The sequence below is a fragment of the Kitasatospora sp. NPDC127060 genome (assembly GCF_042724935.1).
Lineage (GTDB): Bacteria > Actinomycetota > Actinomycetes > Streptomycetales > Streptomycetaceae > Kitasatospora.
Window position 1 is genome coordinate 1 of sequence record NZ_JBHXEG010000065.1, and the last position, 17,825, is coordinate 17,825.

At 72.9% G+C, this 17,825-nt stretch carries 13 protein-coding genes; 1 reads left to right on the forward strand and 12 read right to left on the reverse strand.

Going from position 1 to position 17,825, the window contains the following annotated elements:
• Window positions 1–46 precede the first annotated feature (46 nt).
• The 7 genes from trxA to ACFWIS_RS29405 all read right to left on the reverse strand — a co-directional run bounded on the left by trxA (window position 47) and on the right by ACFWIS_RS29405 (window position 10,773).
• Window positions 47–373 (reverse strand): thioredoxin, encoded by a 327-nt coding sequence (gene trxA, locus ACFWIS_RS29375; RefSeq protein WP_380458421.1) that lies wholly within the window; start codon window positions 371–373, stop codon window positions 47–49.
• Between the two features lie 134 nt (window positions 374–507).
• Window positions 508–1,473: a thioredoxin-disulfide reductase gene (gene trxB / locus ACFWIS_RS29380; RefSeq protein WP_188307728.1), complete on the reverse strand. Its 966-nt coding sequence runs from the start codon at window positions 1,471–1,473 to the stop codon at window positions 508–510.
• Between the two features lie 194 nt (window positions 1,474–1,667).
• On the reverse strand, window positions 1,668–2,675 hold the full coding sequence (locus ACFWIS_RS29385; protein WP_380458423.1) for a hypothetical protein: 1,008 nt from the start codon (window positions 2,673–2,675) through the stop codon (window positions 1,668–1,670).
• Window positions 2,672–3,451: an RNA polymerase sigma factor SigM gene (gene sigM / locus ACFWIS_RS29390; RefSeq protein ID WP_380458425.1), complete on the reverse strand. Its 780-nt coding sequence runs from the start codon at window positions 3,449–3,451 to the stop codon at window positions 2,672–2,674. The genes ACFWIS_RS29385 and sigM overlap by 4 nt, the downstream gene beginning before the upstream one ends.
• 39 nt (window positions 3,452–3,490) lie before the next feature.
• Window positions 3,491–5,443: a serine/threonine protein kinase gene (locus ACFWIS_RS29395; protein ID WP_380458427.1), complete on the reverse strand. Its 1,953-nt coding sequence runs from the start codon at window positions 5,441–5,443 to the stop codon at window positions 3,491–3,493.
• A 316-nt stretch (window positions 5,444–5,759) separates the two neighbouring features.
• The gene (gene murJ / locus ACFWIS_RS29400) at window positions 5,760–8,192 is read right to left on the reverse strand and encodes a murein biosynthesis integral membrane protein MurJ (RefSeq protein ID WP_380458429.1); all 2,433 of its coding nucleotides are present in this window, start codon (window positions 8,190–8,192) and stop codon (window positions 5,760–5,762) included.
• A gap of 58 nt (window positions 8,193–8,250) precedes the next feature.
• Window positions 8,251–10,773 carry a DUF6049 family protein gene (locus tag ACFWIS_RS29405; protein ID WP_380458431.1) on the reverse strand — a complete coding sequence of 841 codons (2,523 nt, stop codon included), beginning with the start codon at window positions 10,771–10,773 and terminating at the stop codon, window positions 8,251–8,253.
• A 361-nt stretch (window positions 10,774–11,134) separates the two neighbouring features.
• Here ACFWIS_RS29405 and ACFWIS_RS29410 point away from each other — a divergent pair, with 361 nt between their 5' ends.
• Window positions 11,135–12,559: a CCA tRNA nucleotidyltransferase gene (locus ACFWIS_RS29410; protein ID WP_380458497.1), complete on the forward strand. Its 1,425-nt coding sequence runs from the start codon at window positions 11,135–11,137 to the stop codon at window positions 12,557–12,559.
• 75 nt (window positions 12,560–12,634) lie between these two features.
• On the opposite strand, the gene ACFWIS_RS29415 is transcribed toward ACFWIS_RS29410, so the two are convergent.
• The 5 genes from ACFWIS_RS29415 to ACFWIS_RS29435 form a co-directional block, all read right to left on the reverse strand.
• Complete coding sequence (locus ACFWIS_RS29415; protein WP_380458433.1) at window positions 12,635–13,627, reverse strand: hypothetical protein; 993 nt, start codon at window positions 13,625–13,627, stop codon at window positions 12,635–12,637.
• 54 nt (window positions 13,628–13,681) lie between these two features.
• Window positions 13,682–14,290: a hypothetical protein gene (locus ACFWIS_RS29420; RefSeq protein ID WP_380458435.1), complete on the reverse strand. Its 609-nt coding sequence runs from the start codon at window positions 14,288–14,290 to the stop codon at window positions 13,682–13,684.
• 135 nt (window positions 14,291–14,425) lie between these two features.
• Window positions 14,426–15,760 (reverse strand): MFS transporter, encoded by a 1,335-nt coding sequence (locus tag ACFWIS_RS29425; protein ID WP_380458437.1) that lies wholly within the window; start codon window positions 15,758–15,760, stop codon window positions 14,426–14,428.
• 133 nt (window positions 15,761–15,893) lie between these two features.
• The gene (locus ACFWIS_RS29430; RefSeq protein WP_380458439.1) at window positions 15,894–16,976 is read right to left on the reverse strand and encodes an inositol-3-phosphate synthase; all 1,083 of its coding nucleotides are present in this window, start codon (window positions 16,974–16,976) and stop codon (window positions 15,894–15,896) included.
• Between the two features lie 127 nt (window positions 16,977–17,103).
• Window positions 17,104–17,808 carry a PadR family transcriptional regulator gene (locus tag ACFWIS_RS29435; RefSeq protein WP_380458441.1) on the reverse strand — a complete coding sequence of 235 codons (705 nt, stop codon included), beginning with the start codon at window positions 17,806–17,808 and terminating at the stop codon, window positions 17,104–17,106.
• Window positions 17,809–17,825 lie beyond the last annotated feature (17 nt).

The following is a 17,825-nucleotide window of genomic DNA, read 5'->3' on the forward strand; positions in this document are numbered from 1 at the left end:
CCCCCATCGGGGAGCCCCGCCGCCGTTCGGTCGGTGACCGGGAGACCTAGATCAGGCCGTCCAGCTCGCGCAGCAGCGCGGCCTTCGGACGGGCACCGGTGATCTGCTTCACCGGCTGGCCGCCCTTGAAGAGGATCAGGGTCGGGATCGAGATGACGTTGTACTCGGCGGCGGTCGCCTGGTTGGCGTCCACGTCGAGCTTGGCGATGGTCAGCTTGTCGCCGCTCTCGGCCGCGATGTCGTCGAGAACCGGGGCGACCTGGCGGCACGGGCCGCACCAGGTGGCCCAGAAGTCGACCAGTACGGGCTTGTCGCTCTCCAGGACGTCGGACTTGAACGTCGCGTCGGTGACGGTGGTGGTGGCGCCGGCCACGGGGACTCCTCGGGTTAGGACGGAGGGGGCTGCTGCCAGGTGAACAACGGCCGGAGCCGTTCTGTTTCTGCCTGGCCGGGGCGGGGGTGTTTCACGTGGAACACCCCCGCGGGGTTCGGTCGGTGGTGGGGAGGTCAGACCGCGACGGCGGCGGTCTTGTTCTCCACGTCGTCCAGCGCGGCCAGGTAGCGCTCGGCGTCCAGCGCGGCCGAGCAGCCGGTGCCGGAGGCGGTGATGGCCTGGCGGTAGGTGTGGTCCACGACGTCGCCGGCGCCGAAGACGCCCTCGACGTTGGTCCGGGTCGAGGGGGACTCGACCTTCAGGTAGCCCTCGGCGTCGAGGTCCAGCTGGCCCTTGAACAGGTCGGTGCGCGGGTCGTGGCCGATCGCGATGAACAGGCCGGTGACCGCCAGCTCGCGGGTCTCGCCGGTGGTGGTGTCGCGCAGGGTGACGCCGGTCAGCTTCGGGTCGCCGTGGATCGCCTCGACCGCGCTGTCCCACTCGAAGCGGATCTTCGGGTCGGCGAAGGCGCGCTCCTGCATCGCCTTGGAGGCGCGCAGGCTGTCCCGGCGGTGGATGATCGTGACGCTCTTGGCGAAGCGGGAGAGGAAGGTCGCCTCCTCCAGGGCGGTGTCGCCGCCGCCGACCACCGCGATGTCCTGGTCGCGGAAGAAGAAGCCGTCGCAGGTCGCGCACCAGGAGACGCCGCGGCCGGACAGCTTGTCCTCGTTCGGCAGGCCCAGCTTGCGGTGCTGGGAGCCGGTGGTGACGATCACCGCGCGGGCCTTGTGGACGTTGCCCTCGGAGTCGGTGACGGTCTTGATCTCACCGGTGAGGTCAACCGCGACGATGTCGTCCGGGATCAGCTCGGCGCCGAAGCGCTCGGCCTGCGCCCGCATGTTGTCCATCAGCTCGGGGCCCATGATGCCGTCCCGGAAACCCGGGAAGTTCTCGACCTCGGTGGTGTTCATGAGCGCACCACCGGCGGTGACGGCTCCCTCGAAGACCAGCGGCTTGAGGGAGGCTCGGGCCGTGTAGAGCGCAGCCGTGTACCCAGCCGGGCCGGAACCGATGATGATCACGTTACGGACGTCGCTCACTGCTTCTCCTGGTTCGCATCGCGACCCGCGTTTGCTGCGGGGAGGGCGGTCCTGCTCCGCCGCCCGGGACAACGACTGACCAGTCTCTCGCATTCCCAGGCGGATCAGTACCAGGTGCCCGAACTCCGGAAGCGGCGTGGCGTCCTTGACGTCGATCGCATGGGAAGGGCCGACCGGTGGCTGGGAACGGCTGCTCAGCGGCCGGGGACGGTCCGCTGCAGGAGGACCGGGCCGCAGTCCGCGGCGCGCAGGTAGACGTCCACGGAGCCGGGTCGGTCGGAGGCCGGATAGACCAGGACGTCGACCGGAGAGCCCTGGTAGCTGCCCCGGTCGGTGGCCAGCGGGGTGCCCTGAGCGGGCGCCGGGCAGGCGGTGGGGGAGGCCGGCGCGGTGGGGGAGGCCGGCGCGGTGGGGGAGGCCGGGGCAGTGGGCGAGGCCGGCGCGGTGGGGGAGCCGGGGCCGGCGAGGTCGGGGCGGGAGCCGTCGGCGGGGGCGGCCTCGGACTTGGCGGGCCCGGTGGCGTGCAGCCCGGGCTCGGCCCCGGAGCGGGCCAGCAACTGCTGGACCTGTGCCGCGAGCCGGTCCTCCCGGTAGTCGGTGCCGGGGCCCGCCAGGCGCGGGCTGCGGGCGTTCGGCTCGCCGGCGGCGGCGGAGGAGGGGACCGAGGCCGCCGAGGCGGTGGACCGGCCGGAGTCGTCGCGGTGGTTCAGCAGCAGGGCGCCGCCGAGGCCGAGGGCGGCCAGGGCGGCGGCCGTGCCGAGCAGCAGGGCGAACCGGCGGCGGGGCCGGGGTCGCCCGGGACCGGAGGCCGAGCCGGGGCGGGACGGGGGCGCGGAGGGGGCCGGGACGGACCGGACGGGCGTCGCCGGGGTGGTGGTCGGGCGGGCGAGGGCGGGGGCCTCCCGGGGGCGTTCCACGGCTCCGGCCGCCGCGCGGTGGTCGGAGCCGGCGGCCTCGGCGAGGGCGGCGTCCAGCCGGGCGGCCACGTCGGCGGGCATCGGCTCGGGCTCGACGGTGCCGAGCAGCGCCTGCACCTCGGCCAGGGCCTCGGCGGTCTCGCGGCACTCGGCGCAGCCGTCCAGGTGCCGTTGCAGCGCCCGGGCGGCCTGGGCGGGCTCGACCAGGCCCTCGGCGAGGTCGGCGAGTTCCTCGACGGAGGGGTGGGCGTCGGAGGCCTCGGGGGAGGAGAGGGGGGCGGTCATCGTGTGCTCGCGTCTCCTTCCAGCATCGTGCGGCCGGTGCTCGGGCCTGTCCCTGTGACGGTGCGGGGGCCCGTCGGGTTCCCCTGGGGCGCGCGGTGCGGTGGCGGGGACCCGCCGGACGCCCCGCGGGCCGGCGTTTCACGTGAAACGTTCCGTCGGCCGCGCTCCCCGCCGCGCTCCCCGACGGGCTCTCCACCGCGCGCCTCGCCGCCGGTCTCCCGCAGGTGCCGCACCAGTGGGAGCAGCCGGGCCCGGCCGCGCGCGCAGCGGCTCTTCACCGTGCCCACCGGGACGCCCAGCAGCTCCGCGGCCTCGGCGACCGGGTAGCCCTGCATGTCGACGAGGACCAGCGCGGCCCGCTGCTCGGCGGGCAGCTCTGCGAGCGCCGCGGTGAGCTCGCGGTGCACCTCGGCCCGGACCACCGGGGAGTCGGCCGGTTCGGCGGTGCCGACCAGGCGGTCCAGCCGCTGCGGGTCGTCGTCCAGCGGGGTGGTGCGCCGGGTGGCGCTGCGCCGGGCGCGGTCCAGGCAGGCGTTGACCACGATCCGGTGCAGCCAGGTGGTGACCGCCGAGCGGCCCTGGAAGCCGGGGGCGGCCCGGAACGCGGAGACCAGGGCGTCCTGGAGGGCATCCGCGGCCTCCTCGCGGTCGCCCAGGGTGCGCAGGGCGACCGCCCAGAGCCGGTCCCGGTGGCGGTTCACCAGCAGGCCGAAGGCCTCCTGGTCGCCGGCGACGTGCCGGGCGAGCAGCGTCGCGTCGTCGTCCGCCACTGTCACCCCTCGTCCCCTTGCCGTCGTACGGATTCGCCGACCGGGTCAGCCGGAGACCTTGACCTCCGAGACCCGGCCGACGAACTTCGTGGGGTTATCCTTCGGCAGAGCGGTCAGCCAGAGCAAGAGGTAACGCGTGGTGACCGGTGCGTCGAGGGCGTACTCGGCGTGCGAGCCGGTCTGCTTGCCGATGACGGTGAAGCCGTCGAGCTTCGCCTGGGAGGGATTGGCGGCGGAGGCCGGCGTCGGCACCCGCAGTTCCGCCGTGTGCTCGCCGGCGAACTGGACGCTCACCGAGGAGACCGGCTGGGGGGAGCCGAGGTCGATCAGCAGGCCGGTCCCAGCCTTGAGGGAGGGCAGCTTGGGACCGAACTGGTCGCGGTACCACTGGGTTTCCCAGAACGTGTTCGGGTCGCCGTCGACCGCTTTCGCCGGACTGTCCGATCCTTCGGTGCCGTCACCGAACGGGTCGTAGGCCTGTGCGCCCTTGATCGCGATCGGCACCGGGGCGTGGGCCGTCGGGTGCATGCTCGGGGCGGTGCTGCTGACCGAGGTCTGCGGGGTGGCGGCGGCCTGCCCGGTGTTGCGCAGGCTGCCGACGAACTGCCAGGAGGCTACGCCGATCGCGCCCAGCGCGACCGTCCAGGCGGTGGCCTTGACCACCCGGCGCAGCCGGCGCTTGGTGCGCCGGGCGGCGGTCGGCCGGGAGGACGGCGGCAGCGGGGTGACCGTCGGGTCGGCGACCCGGGTGGGGTTGGGCGCGGTGGGCAGGGAGTGGGTGTTGTGCCGGGGCGGAGCCGGGAAGGCCGGCAGCTCCGGCTCGGGCTGGCGGATCTTGGGCAGCTTCGCGATCGCCCGGACCAGTTCCTCCGGGGTGGTGATCGGCTCGGCGTGGTGCGGCGGGTGGTCGAACAGGGCGCGTGCGGCGAGCTCGGACAGGCCCTTGTGGACGCCCGCGCGGACCTGGTCCGGTGCGGCGTTCTGCAGGTCCTTGGGCAGTCCCTTGAGGTCGTAGCGGTCCTCGGGGTACGGCCAGCGGTGGGTGAGCGCGGCGAACAGCAGGGCGCCAATCGCCTGGGTGTCGGTGCGCTGGGCGTCCTCGGTGGAGTCCTCCGGGGGCAGTCCGCGCAGGGCGGCGTCCACCGCGATGCCGTTGATCCGGTACTGGCCGCTGTCGGTGCGCAGCACGCAGCGCGGGGTGAGCCGCAGGTGGGCCTTGCCGCGGCGGTGGGCGGCGGCGACGGCGTCGGCGACCTGGCGGACCATCTGGTACGCCTCGTGCGGCTCCATCGGGCCGTTCGCGAGCAGTCTGGCGAGGTCGGAGGCGTGCGGCAGCCACTCCCGCACGACGTAGACCAGCTCGTTCTCCTGGACGGCGTCCAGCACCTGGACGAAGCGCGGGTCGCCGAGCAGGGCCGCGGACTTGGCGGCGGCCAGCACCTTGCGGGCGCGCTGGTGGCCGGAGGCCATCAGGTGGACGCCGACCGCCCGGCGCAGCTTCTCGTCGACGGCCCGCCAGCTGCTGAAGGTCTCGGTCTGGGAGATGCACTCTTCCAGCAGGTACCGGTTGCCGATCTTGTCGCCGCTGTGGCGCATCGGCGCGGGGAGGGTGCGCGGGAGGGTGGCGGTGTCGCGCGGGTCGACCGTGGGCTGGGGGTCGGTCGGGCGGCGCTTGGCGGGCGCGGCCGCCGGCCCGGGGGCGGGCTTCTTCGCGGCCGAGCCGGCCGCCAGCTCGGCGGCGATCTCCTGGACCGAGAGCGGGGCGGTGACCTCCGAGGTCTCCTCGCTCACGGAGGCCTCCGGGGCGCGGCCCGGGTCCGGCGCCGCCGGTTCGTCCTCGTCGGCAGCCGTGGGGGCGTCCGCGGAGGGGGCGTCGGCGGAGCCCGCCGGGGCGGGCTTCCCGCCCCCGAGCTCGTCGATCGCCGCGGCCAGCGCGGCCTCGTCCGCCGCCGTGTCAGCTGCTGACGTGTCGACGACCGCCTTGGTGCCATCAGCCACCGTGGTCCTGCCTCCCCTTGTGTCGCCCCGGCTGAGAGAGTCGCTGGAGCCCGCGGATCGGCCGCCCTGTGCTCCAGGACAATTGTGCCCACTCTTCTCCACCGGGTACGACCGCTGAGGTGTCCGCTCGGTTGCACGGGGGTGGAGAGATGTGGTGCAGATCCGACACCTGGCCGCCACCGGGCCGCCACCCGGTGGTCCCGGGTGCTCCCGGCCGCGGCCTGCGGCCCAGAATCTGGCCGGACGGGCGGAGGCGGTGTCGCCCCGGTTGACGCCCGCTCAGGGCGCCCGCTCGTCCGGCCGGTTGGCCGGTCGGTCAGCGGCCCAGTCGGCCGCGGACCATGCCCAGCATGGCGTTCATCTCCTCGATCCGCAGGCGCTTCGCGATGAACACGAACACCAGCATCTGGATGCCGCCGCCCAGCAGGACGGACGCCACGCTGCCCGGCCAGCCGCCGATCACCTGCTGGACCGCCAGGCTGACGCCGAGGCCGACCACCGCGGCCGGCACGCAGGCGGTGGCCAGCCGGCTGTAGGTCTTGCCGATCCGCTTGGTGTCCAGGCCGCCGATCTTCTTCTTCAGCTTCGGCACCGCGACCATCACTCCGACGGCGTAGGCGAGGCCGTAGCCGAGGGCCATGCCGGTCACGGTCCACTGCGCGGGCAGCGCGAACCAGCAGATCAGCGAGAATCCGGCCTGGCAGACCGCCACCCAGACGGTGTTGGAGAACGGCGTCCGGGTGTCCTCGTAGGCGTAGAAGCCGCGCAGCATCACGTACTGGGCCGAGTACGGGATCAGCCCGAGCGCGAAGGCCGACAGCATCAGGCCGACGTTGGTGGCGTTGTCCAGGGCCGTACCGCCGCCGCCGACCGCGTAGATCGAGCGGCCGATCGCCGGGCCGAGGGCCAGGAACAGGAAGGCCGCCGGGACGACCGCCACGGCGGTGGTGCGCAGCCCGTACGACAGGTCGTCACGGACGGCGCCGGCGTCCTCGTCGGCCGCCGCCCGGGAGAGCCGGGGGAGCACCGCGCTCATGATCGAGACGGTGATGACGGCCTGCGGGAGCTGCCAGATCAGCAGGGCGTTGGAGAAGGCCGACAGGCCGACACCGCCGTGACCGCCCTGCTCGGCGGCGCTGCCGGCGGCGGTGGCCAGCTGGGTGATGACCAGGTAGCCGGCCTGGTTGGCGAGCACGAAGAAGAAGGTCCACTTGGCCAGCCGGGCGGCCTTGCCCAGGCCGTGGCCGCGCCAGTCGAAGCGCGGCCGGAAGCGGAAGTCCGCGGCCCGCAGGTACGGGATCATCGCCAGCGACTGGACGACCAGGCCGAGCAGGGTGCCCAGGCCGAGCAGCCGGACGCCCTCCGGGGAGATGTTCTCGGGGGTGACCTGGGTGCCGTTGTAGCCGCCGAAGACCCAGATGTAGGCGCCGAAGGTGAAGATCACCACGATGTTGTTGAGGACCGGGGTCCACATCATCGCGCCGAACCGGCCGCGGGCGTTGAGGATCTGGCCCATCACCACGTGCACGCCCATGAAGAAGATGGTCGGCAGGCAGTAGCGGGCCAGCGCCACCGTCGTGTCGGCGCGGGCCGGGTTGGTCATCATCGGGTGGGCGATCAGCTGGACCAGCAGGGGCGCCCCGAGCACGGCCAGGAACACCACGCCGCCGAGCCCGACCATCACCAGGGTGAGCAGCCGGTTGGCGTAGGCGGTGCCGCCGTCCTCGTCGTTCTTCATGCTGCGCACCAGCTGCGGCACGAAGACCGCGTTCAGCGCGCCGCCGCCGATCAGGATGTACAGCAGGGTCGGCAGGGTGTTCGCCGCGTTGTAGGAGTCACCCATGACCGCGATGCCGATCGCGCCGGCGATCACCATGGTCCGCAGGAAGCCGGTGCCGCGGGAGACCAGGGTGCCGGCCGCCATGATCGCGCTGGAGTTCAGCAGGCTGGCGACCTTGCCGCCACCGCCCTCGGTCGCCGGGGCGGGCGCGGCCGCGGGCTGGGCGTCGTGCTCCTCGGCGAAGTCCGCCAGCGGCTCGACCGCCGGGGGCACCGCGACGGCGGCCACCTGCATGGTGGCCTCCTCCTCGGAGAGCGGCGGGTCGAACTCGATCGGCGGCACGAAGGGGCGCTGCCCGTCCGGGCCGCCGTGCTGCGGCTGCCCCGGGTAGCCCATCGGCGGGTACGGCCCGGGGGCGACCGGCGGCACCGGCGCGGACGGCGGGGCCGGCGCGGGCTGGGGCACCGGCGGCTGGGCCGCGGCCGCGGGCTGGTGGCCGCCGAACAGGGCGTCCACCCCGACGTACTCGGTGGTCTCGCTGTCCCATGCGGAGTGCGCCGGGCCGGGCTGCCACTGCGGCTGGGGCTGCTCGGCACCGCCCCACTGGGTCGGCGCCGGGGCCGGAGCGGCCTGCTGCGGCCAGTCGGCCTGCACCGGCGTGTCCCAGCCGGGCTGCACGGGCGGCACCGGGGCCGTGAACGGCGCCGACGGCACCGGCGTCGGGTACCCGCCACCCTGCGGCGGCAGCTGCGGCGGCACGTCGTACGCGGTGACCGGCGGCGGCGCGGCGGCGGGCCGTCCGGCCTGGAGACCGTACGGGTCCTGGCCGTCCTGCTGGGCCCGGTACGCCTCCGCGGCGTACGGGTCCTGGGCGTAGGTGTCGGCCACGTACCAGTCGCCGGACGGCGACTCGGCGCCCGGCCGGCTCTCACCGCGGCCCGGCGGCCGCTCCTCGCTGCGCCCGGTCATGTCACCTCTTCGCTGTTGTGGGGGGAGGCCGGCCCGGCGTTGCGGGGGGTCGGCGGTATCAAGGACCAACCTTCTCATCACTGGCGGTCCGATCCCGGCCATCCGGGCTGCTGGCGCGCGGTGTCTGCGCGGGACGGCCGCCCGCGGAGCCGTCCGGTCCGGGGTCCTCGGTGGCTTCCTCGGCGGTGTCACCCGCGGCGGCGTCCGGGTCGGCCGGCTCGGCCTCGGCGGCGCTCCCCGGCCCGTCGGTGTCCGGGCCGTCGCCGACCGGCTGGTCGCCGTCCTCGTGCGGCTGCCCGCCCCGGCGCTTGCGCTGGCGGACGAAGCGCAGCGCGGCCAGCACCAGCAGTACGGCGGCGCCGGCGAAGACGTACAGCACCCCGTTGGTCACCGACGTGACCTCGACGGTGAAGGGCTGGGCCTCGCCGTACGGCCGCGGGTCGGGGCCGCTGGTCCACAGCTGGGCGATCATCGTGACCGGGCCGTTGTTGCGGGCCTCGGCGTTGAAGCGCAGGGTGACGCTCTGCGAGGCGGGGAGGACCAGCTCCTCCGGCTTGCCCACCCGCAGTCTGTTCGGCTGGACCGAGGTGAGCCGCAGCTGCAGGTTGGTGACCGTCTGGGTGAGGTCGTTGCGCACGCTGACCTGGAGCTGGCCGGTGTTCCCGGCCAGGGTGACCACGTTCTTCTTGGGCACCTGGACGGCGCCGATGAGCTCGTCCAGGTACGTGGAGACGCCCTTGCGGTAGGTCTCGCCGGCCGGTGCCCGGGTGCGCCACTCGGTGGACAGCGAGCGGACCATGGCGGCGCTGAACGGGCCGCGGACGCGCTGCGGCAGGGTGAGCACCCGCATCAGGGTGTCCAGGTGCTGCTGGATGACGTCGGTGCCGGTCAGGGCGTCGGCCGGCAGCTCGGAGGCCCGGGCCTGGGTCGGGTAGTCGGCGGGCGACGGGACGGTGGTGTTGGCCTTCGGGTCCGGCGCGGCCTGGGCCAGCGCGTCCAGCTTGACCGGGGTCAGCCACTTGTCGGTGGCCGTCTGCAGGGCGCCCGCCAGCACCTTGGCGGTGTTGACGGTCAGGTCGCGCGGCGGCATGACCAGCAGGCCGCGCTGGTTCTGCGGCTGCTCGTGGGTGATCGCGAAGGTCTCGGCGAGGAACCGCTGGGTGGTCTCGCTCTGGTCCTTCGGGGTGGCCAGGTCCTTCTGGAAGAGCGTGGAGACGGTGTCGTCGGCGACCACGGCGCTCTGCCCGTTGCCGATCGGGCGCACCGCGGTCGGGGTGTAGTTGACCGAGTCCGGCTCCGGCATGCTCGCGCCGTTGGCCAGCACCAGGCTGCTGCCGGCCTGCCGGGCGATGCCGGCGATCTGCTGGTCGAGGTAGCCCTGGTACGGCCACGCCACGTCGGAGCGGGTGTCCACGGAGAGTCGGCCCTCGACGGTCAGCCGGCCGGCGGTGGACGCCTTGTTCAGGGCGGTGCCCATGCCGGCGAGGTCCGCGCCGTTGTGCCCGATCGAGGCGAGGTCCGGGTCGGCGTACGGCAGGGCGACGACCTGGCTGCCCTGCTTGGCGACGGCCGCCCGCAGCTTGTTCAGCCAGGCGTCGGCGACGGCCGAGGCGGGGCGGGAGACGGTGTTCTCCTCGCGGGCGGACTTGCCGGAGGACTCGGTGCCCGGCTTCTGCACCCGGTAGCCCTTGGTCATCGCGAACGCGGCGTCCAGCAGGTCCGGGTCGACCATCCAGGTCAGCCCGTTCAGCTTGGCGCCGGTGTCGACCAGCTCGTACAGCCGGCCGCCCGGCGCGAAGTCGGTGGCCAGGCTGTCGTCGCGCAGCACCGGGACGGTCTGGTCGCCCTCGGCGAAGGTCTGCGCGGCCAGCACCGGTGGGTGCACCAGCGGCCAGAGCGTGGCGACCTTGGTCGGCTGGGCCTCGGTGCCGCCCTGGGTGTAGGGCAGGAAGGTGCGGGCGATGCCCAGCGCCCGGTCGCGCGGGTTGTCGGCGGTCGCGCCCCAGGCGTCCACCGCGAGCTCGTAGACGCCGCTCTCGGACAGCCCGAGGTCGCTCACCGCGACGCTCAGGGTGTACGCCTGGCTCTGGCCCGGGTTCAGCTCGGGCAGGGCGTACTGCGGGCTGTCCAGCTCTATGCCGTCGTCGCCCCTCGGTGTGGTCCTGGTGGCCACGCCCTGGAGCTCGCTGCGCCGCTGGAGGGGCTTGCTGGAGACGGGCTTGCGGACCGCCGCGTGGGCGCCCTTGAGCGCCGACTTGCCGGAGTTGGTGACGTGGCCGGTGACGGACACCGTGCCGTTCTGGGTGGCCAGCTGCGGGGTGACCGTGTCGATGGTCATCACCACCGGGTACTCCGCGGTGGCCGCGGCGTCGGCGGCCGGGCGGATGTTGCCGCCGGCCGGAAGCGCCGTCGCGGGGCCGGCCGTGAACGCGGTCGTGAACAGGGTCAGGGCGGCCGCGCAGGCGGCGGCGAGTCGGCGGGCGCGGCGGTGCCGCCCTTCGGTGGGACGCCCGGTGGGATCCGCGATCCCGCCAGGCCGTCGGTGTGCCCCCAGGCCCGAGTGCCGTGCCGGCTCACTCACTCGATTCGCCCTCGCCGTTCTGTTCGATCGCTCGCTGCTGATGCTGCCCGCCCGGCGCGGTCGCCGGACGTTCCCCGCTCGACGTTCTTCGCTCGACGCCGTACGCCACCCTGCTGCCGCGGAGGTCCCGTCGGCACGGCGGAACGCGACACCGCATCCCCGGTTCCGGTGTCCGCGCTTCGTCCACCGGCATGGTAACGATCCAGCCTGGGGTGCAGTGTTGCGGGCTGTGGGGTGAGACGCCCAAAACGCGCGGGCGGTTGACCTTCCGGGGCACGTACCCTTGTGAGCCGTGTCCACTGCCAATGAGCCCACCGCGCGCACCGATCGTTCCAGCACCGACGTCCAGGCCGTCCCAGGACTGAGCGAGGCCCAGACCCTGGGGCTGCAAGAGCTGCTGCGGGTGTCGCCGGTCGCCGACGAGATCGCCCGCCGGTTCCAGGCGGCCGGTCACCGGCTGGCCCTGGTCGGGGGCTCGGTCCGGGACGCGCTGCTCGGCCGGCTCGGCAACGACCTCGACTTCACCACCGACGCCCGGCCGCAGCAGGTGCTCAAGCTGGTCAAGGGCTGGGCGGACGCGGTCTGGGACGTCGGCATCGCCTTCGGGACCGTCGGCGCCCGCAAGGACACCCCCGAGGGCTCCTTCCTGATCGAGATCACCACCTACCGCTCCGAGGCGTACGACCGCACCTCCCGCAAGCCCGAGGTGACCTACGGCGACACCATCGGGGAGGACCTGGTCCGCCGGGACTTCACGGTCAACGCGATGGCCGTCGACCTGCCCGGCCGCGGCTTCGTCGACCCGCACCACGGCCTGGAGGACCTGGAGGCCCGGGTGCTGCGCACCCCCGCCACTCCCGAGGAGTCCTTCTCCGACGACCCGCTGCGGATGATGCGGGCCGCCCGCTTCGCCGCCCAGCTGGACTTCGACCCAGCGCCCGAGGTGGTCGCCGCGATGACCGCGATGGCCGACCGGATCACCATCGTCTCCGCCGAGCGGGTGCAGGCCGAGCTGAACAAGCTGCTGCTGTCCGCGCACCCGGTGAAGGGCCTGCGGCTGCTGGTCGACACCGGCCTGGCCGGGCACGTGCTGCCGGAACTGCCCGCGCTCCAGTTGGAGAGCGACGAGCACCACCGGCACAAGGACGTCTACGAACACTCGCTGACCGTCCTGGAGCAGGCCATCGACCTGGAGCAGGACGGCCCGGACCTCACCCTGCGGCTGGCCGCGCTGCTGCACGACATCGGCAAGCCGCGCACCCGCCGCTTCGAGTCGGACGGCCGGGTCTCCTTCCACCACCACGAGGTGGTCGGCGCCAAGATGACCCGCAAGCGGATGCGCGAGCTCAAGTACTCCAAGGAGCTCACCGAGGAGGTCTCGCGCCTGGTCGAGCTGCACCTGCGCTTCCACGGCTACGGTGGCGGCGAGTGGACCGACTCCGCGGTGCGCCGCTACGTCACCGACGCCGGGCCGCTGCTGGAGCGCCTGCACAAGCTGACCCGCTCCGACTGCACCACCCGCAACAAGAAGAAGGCCGCGATGCTGTCACGCACCTACGACGGCCTGGAGTCGCGGATCGCCGAGCTGAAGGCGCGGGAGGAGCTGGACGCCATCCGTCCGGCGCTGGACGGCAACCAGATCATGGAGCTGCTCGGGCTGAAGCCGGGCCCGGCGGTCGGCAAGGCGTACAAGCACATGCTCGAACTGCGGCTGGAGCACGGGCCGATGGAGCCCGACGAGGCGGTCGCGGCGCTGCGGACCTGGTGGGCCGGGCAGCAGGGCTGACCGCGGCGGCGCCCCCCACGACGAGCGGCGGCCACCTCCTCGGAGAGCGAGGGGGTGGCCGCCGTCGGTGTCCGCTCAGTTGTTGACGTGCTTGAGGCAGAGCACGTAGTCGAGCGAGGGCAGCTTGCTGTAGGTACGGGTGTAGGTGCTGTCCGACTTCGGCTGCTTCTGGCAGGACTTTTCGTCCGAGGTGCCGAAGTACTTGTAGACCACCTTGTACTGCGCCTTGGGGTCGGTGCAGGGCAGCACGGTGATGTTCGGGTGGTCGTCGTCGCCCGTGCCGTTGCTGTTCTCGTTGCGCAGGCAGTCGCCGATGCCGGCGCTGTCGACGTCGTTCTTGGCCGCCGGGGTGGCGGGTGGCGGCAGGGTGATGCTCGGCATGGTGAAGCTCGGCATCGGCACCACCGGCGGCGGGGTGTGGCTGTAGGTGGGCATCGGCAGCGGCGACGGCGAGTACGCGGTGGTGTTGTTCGGCGTCGACGAGCCGATCGTGCTGCCGGGGTCGTACTTCGGGCCGATCACGCCGGTGACCACCAGGATCCCGGTGGTCAGCAGGGAGACCGGCACCAGCAGCATCGCGATGTGCGGGCGGCTGCCCAGAGGGGTGCCCGGGTCGAGCTGGGGGCCGTGGGTGCCCGGCACGGGCGGCGGCAGCCGCTTGATCCGGCCGTTGGCGCCGAGGTTCAGCAGCAGGGTGATCACGGTCAGGAGCGGCGAGACCCAGCTCCACCAGCCCTGGACCAGCGTCCGGGCGGACATGTCGCGGACGGTGGCCGTCCCGCAGGTGCGGCAGAACGGGCCGTGCATCCGCAGCATCCGGAAGGCGATTATCAGGCCCTGGTGGCCGCGGACGGTGGCGCGCACGGCGGGGAAGCCGCCGCAGAACCGGCAGGTCTCCCCGTCCATCGGGGCGGGCGGAGGGTAGCCGTACCCGGGCGGCTGGGCGCCGTAGGGCTGCTCCGGCGGCGGGGCGCTCGGGTAGCCGTAGCCGGGCGGCGGCGGGGGCGGCGAGCCGTACGGGCCGCCGCCGTACGGGTTGCCGTCACCGGGTGGCGGGCCGTAGGGCATCTGGGGCGGAGGTGGAGCGGACAAGAGGTCCCCCGGGGAAGGTCGGTGGCAGGATCAGGACTTCTTCACCGGCGGGTAGCCGGCGGTGGTGGGGGTCAGTGGGCCGAGGCAGAGCACGTACCGCTTCTTGTTCCAGCGGCGGCCGCTCTTGCCCGAGACGGCGCTGGTGGTCTGCGGCGTCTGCCGGCAGCGGTTCACGTCGGTGGTGTCGGTGAACTTCGACAGCACCTTGTAATTCGCTTTGCGATCAGTGCAGTTGACGATCGAGACGTCGCGGGCGCCGCTCACCTGGACGCAGTCGCCGGGCTTGGCGCTGCTGACGCTCGGGCCGGCGACGAAGTAGCCGACCGCGAGCGCGGCGCAGCCGCCGATCAGACCGACGACCCGCAGCTTGGACCGGACGCCGCGCTTGGCGGGTGGTGCCGGGGGTACCGCGCCGGGCTGGGGGTGGCCGTACGGCGCCTGCCCGTACGGTGCCTGCCCGTAGGGCGGTTGGCCGTACGGCGGCTGGGGCTGGGGCGGTGGCCCGTACGGGCCCGGGGCGTACGGCTGCGGGGCGGGTGGCTGCTGCCCGTACGGCGCCTGCGGATAGGCCGCCGGGGGCGGACCGAATCCGGGCGCGGCCGATTGCGGCGGCCCGTACGGGCCGGTCGGTGTGCTCATCAGTTCGTCCCCCGAGACCGAGTGCTGTCGTTCCGACAGGTTTACGTACCTTAGCGACTGGGTCGGACGCAATCGGCCCGGTGGTCGGACGGGGGTTTCGGGACGAGGTGGTTTCGATTCCGCTACCGGGCGGTTTCAGTGGCCGTCGCCGGGGAGCGGCCCGGACCGCCGGGCGGCCCGCAGGTAGACGAGGGCCGTCAGCGCGTACACCACGGCCACTCCGACGACCACCGCGACCGAGCGGCCGGACAGCGGCAGCACCAGCGCGGTGACCAGGGCGGCGGCCACGAAGGCGACGTTGAACAACACGTCGTAGATGGCGAAGACCCGGCCGCGGAACTCGTCCTCGACCGACTCCTGCACCACGGTGTCGGCGCAGATCTTGGTGCCCTGGGTGACCACCCCGAGCAGCAGGGCGGCGGCCAGCGTGGGGACCGGGGCGAAGAACAGGCCCAGCACGGGCACGAAGACCACCGGGGCGAGCAGGCAGGCGGTCATCCAGCCGGCCAGGCCCAGCCGGCGGGTGCACCAGGGGCTGACCAGCGCGGCGACGAAGAACCCGGCGGCGGACAGCCCGACCGCCTGGCCGAGGGTGGCCAGTCCGGCGGCGCTGTCGGTCGGGTCGTTGAAGGTGTACCGGGCGAGCATCACCACGACCACGATCAGCACGCCGTAGCAGAACCGGGCCGCGGTGACGGCGGCCAGCGCGTGCACGGCCGGGCGGCAGTCCCGGACCAGGTGGCGCACGGCGGCACCGAGTTCGACGGCGGCCCGCACCAGCGCCTGGCCGAGCGCGGGCCGTTCGCCGTGCCGCTCCGGGCCGAGCAGGTCGCGGTCCATCCGGCGGGCGGCCAGCGCGGCCGACAGGTAGAGCAGCGAGGCGACGGTGACCAGCGCGGCGTCCGCCTTCGGCCCGGGAGCCATCACCTGGTGCAGCAGGAAGCCGAGGCCCCCGCCCGAGGCGGCGGCGACCGTCCCGAGGGTGGGGGAGAGGGCGTTGGCGGTGACCAGCCGGTCCTGCTCGACCACCCGGGGCAGTGCGGCCGAGAGCCCGGCCAGGATGAACCGGTTGAGCGCGGTGACCAGCAGCGCCGAGGCGAAGAACAGCCAGGTCGGCGCCTTGAGCAGGAGCAGCGCGCCGGTGCCCAGGCCCAGGCCGAAGCGGGCCAGGTTGCCGAAGTAGAGCACCTGGCGGCGGCGCCAGCGGTCCAGCAGCACTCCGGCGAACGGGCCGATCACCGAGAACGGCAGCAGCATCACGGCCAGCACCGAGGCGATGTCGGCGGGGGAGGACTGCTTCTCGGGGGAGAAGACCACGTAGGCGGCGAGCGAGACCTGGAAGACGCCGTCGGAGAGCTGGGAGAGTACCCGGGCGGTCAGCAGCCGACGGAAGTCCCGGCCGCGGAGCAGACCGAGGAGCGTGGCGCTGCGCGCGGACTGGTGGGTGCTGCCGTTCTCGGTGATCGCCACCCGCTCAGGGTGCCATGGAACCGGTCGCTGTTTCACGTGAAACATTCGCCGCGGAACCGTGAAGGGCTCACGATCGGATGATCGTGAGCCCTTCGGAGGAGCTAGGAGCCCCTACCGGCAGTCAGCACTGCGCTCAGCGCTCGACCTCGCCGCGGATGAACTTCTCGACGTTCTCCTTGGCCTCGTCGTCGAAGTACTGGACCGGCGGCGACTTCATGAAGTACGAGGAGGCCGACAGGATCGGGCCGCCGATGCCGCGGTCCTTGGCGATCTTCGCGGCGCGGACGGCGTCGATGATGACACCGGCGGAGTTCGGGGAGTCCCAGACCTCGAGCTTGTACTCCAGGTTCAGCGGGACGTCGCCGAACGCGCGACCCTCCAGGCGGACGTACGCCCACTTGCGGTCGTCCAGCCAGGCCACGTAGTCCGAGGGACCGATGTGGACGTTCTTGGCGCCCAGCTCGCGGTCGCGGATCTGCGAGGTGACGGCCTGGGTCTTGGAGATCTTCTTGGACTCCAGGCGCTCGCGCTCGAGCATGTTCTTGAAGTCCATGTTGCCGCCGACGTTCAGCTGCATGGTGCGCTCGAGGATGACACCGCGGTCCTCGAACAGCTTGGCCATCACGCGGTGCGTGATGGTGGCGCCGACCTGGGACTTGATGTCGTCACCGACGATCGGCACGCCGGCCTCGGTGAACTTGTCCGCCCACTCCTTGGTGCCCGCGATGAACACCGGCAGGGCGTTCACGAAGGCGACCTTGGCGTCGATGGCGCACTGGGCGTAGAACTTGGCCGCGGCCTCGGAGCCGACGGGCAGGTAGCAGACCAGGACGTCGACCTGCTGGTCCTTGAGGACCTGGACGACGTCGACCGGGGTCTCGTCCGACTCCTCGATGGTCTCCCGGTAGTACTTGCCCAGGCCGTCGAGGGTGTGGCCGCGCTGGACGGTCACGCCGGTCGGCGGGACGTCGCAGATCTTGATGGTGTTGTTCTCGCTGCTGCCGATGGCGTCGGCCAGGTCGAAGCCGACCTTCTTGGCGTCGACGTCGAAGGCGGCGACGAACTCCACGTCGCGGACGTGGTAGTCACCGAACTGGACGTGCATCAGCCCGGGGACCCTGCCGGCCGGGTCGGCGTCCTTGTAGTACTCGACACCCTGCACCAGCGACGCGGCGCAGTTGCCCACGCCCACGATGGCTACGCGAACCGAACCCATTCCGGTTGCTCCCTGTGATCTCATGAGGGCCGTCAGAGTCGACGGCACTCGTCCTGCTTCTTCGAATGACTGCTTGTACGGGCGCGAGGCGCCCACTCCTGCCGCGTGGAACCGGGCTGACGCGGCGTCAGCGCTCCTGGGCGGAGCGCCCCGGGCGGTCGTACGGTGGCCCGGACGGGTCGGGGGACCCGGTCTCCTGGCCACGGCCGTCCGAAGTCGTGTGGGGTACGGCGGTGGTTCCGGGGGTTCCGGTGGCGGGCCCGGGCCGGCCGGTGCGGTTGGCCCGCTCGGTCTCGATCAGCTCGTTGAGCCACCGGACCTCGCGTTCCACCGACTCCAGGCCGTGCCGCTGGAGTTCGACGGTGTAGTCGTCGAACCGTTCGCGGGCGCGGGCCAGCGAGCTGCGCATCCGCTCCAGGCGTTCCTCCAGCCGGCTGCGGCGACCCTCCAGGACGCGCATCCGGACCGCCCGGTCGGTCTGCCCGAAGAAGGCGAAGTGAACGCCGAAGCGCTCGTCCTCCCAGGCGTCCGGACCGGAGTCGGCGAGCAGCTCCTCGAAGCGCTGCTTCCCCTCGGGGGAGAGCCGGTAGACGATCTTCGACCGCTTGCCGTTGAGCGCGGTGGCCGGGACGTACTCGACGTCCGGGTTGTCCTCGACCAGGAAACCCTGGGCGACCAGGCTCTTCAGGCACGGGTAGAGCGTTCCGTAGGAGAGTGCCCGCAGTGCTCCGAGCAGGATGTTGAGCCGCTTCCGCAGCTCGTAGCCGTGCATCGGGGCGTCATGGAGCAGGCCGAGAACGGCGAACTCCAGCACTCCTGAGCGTCTGCCCACTGCCGTCGTCCTCCTTT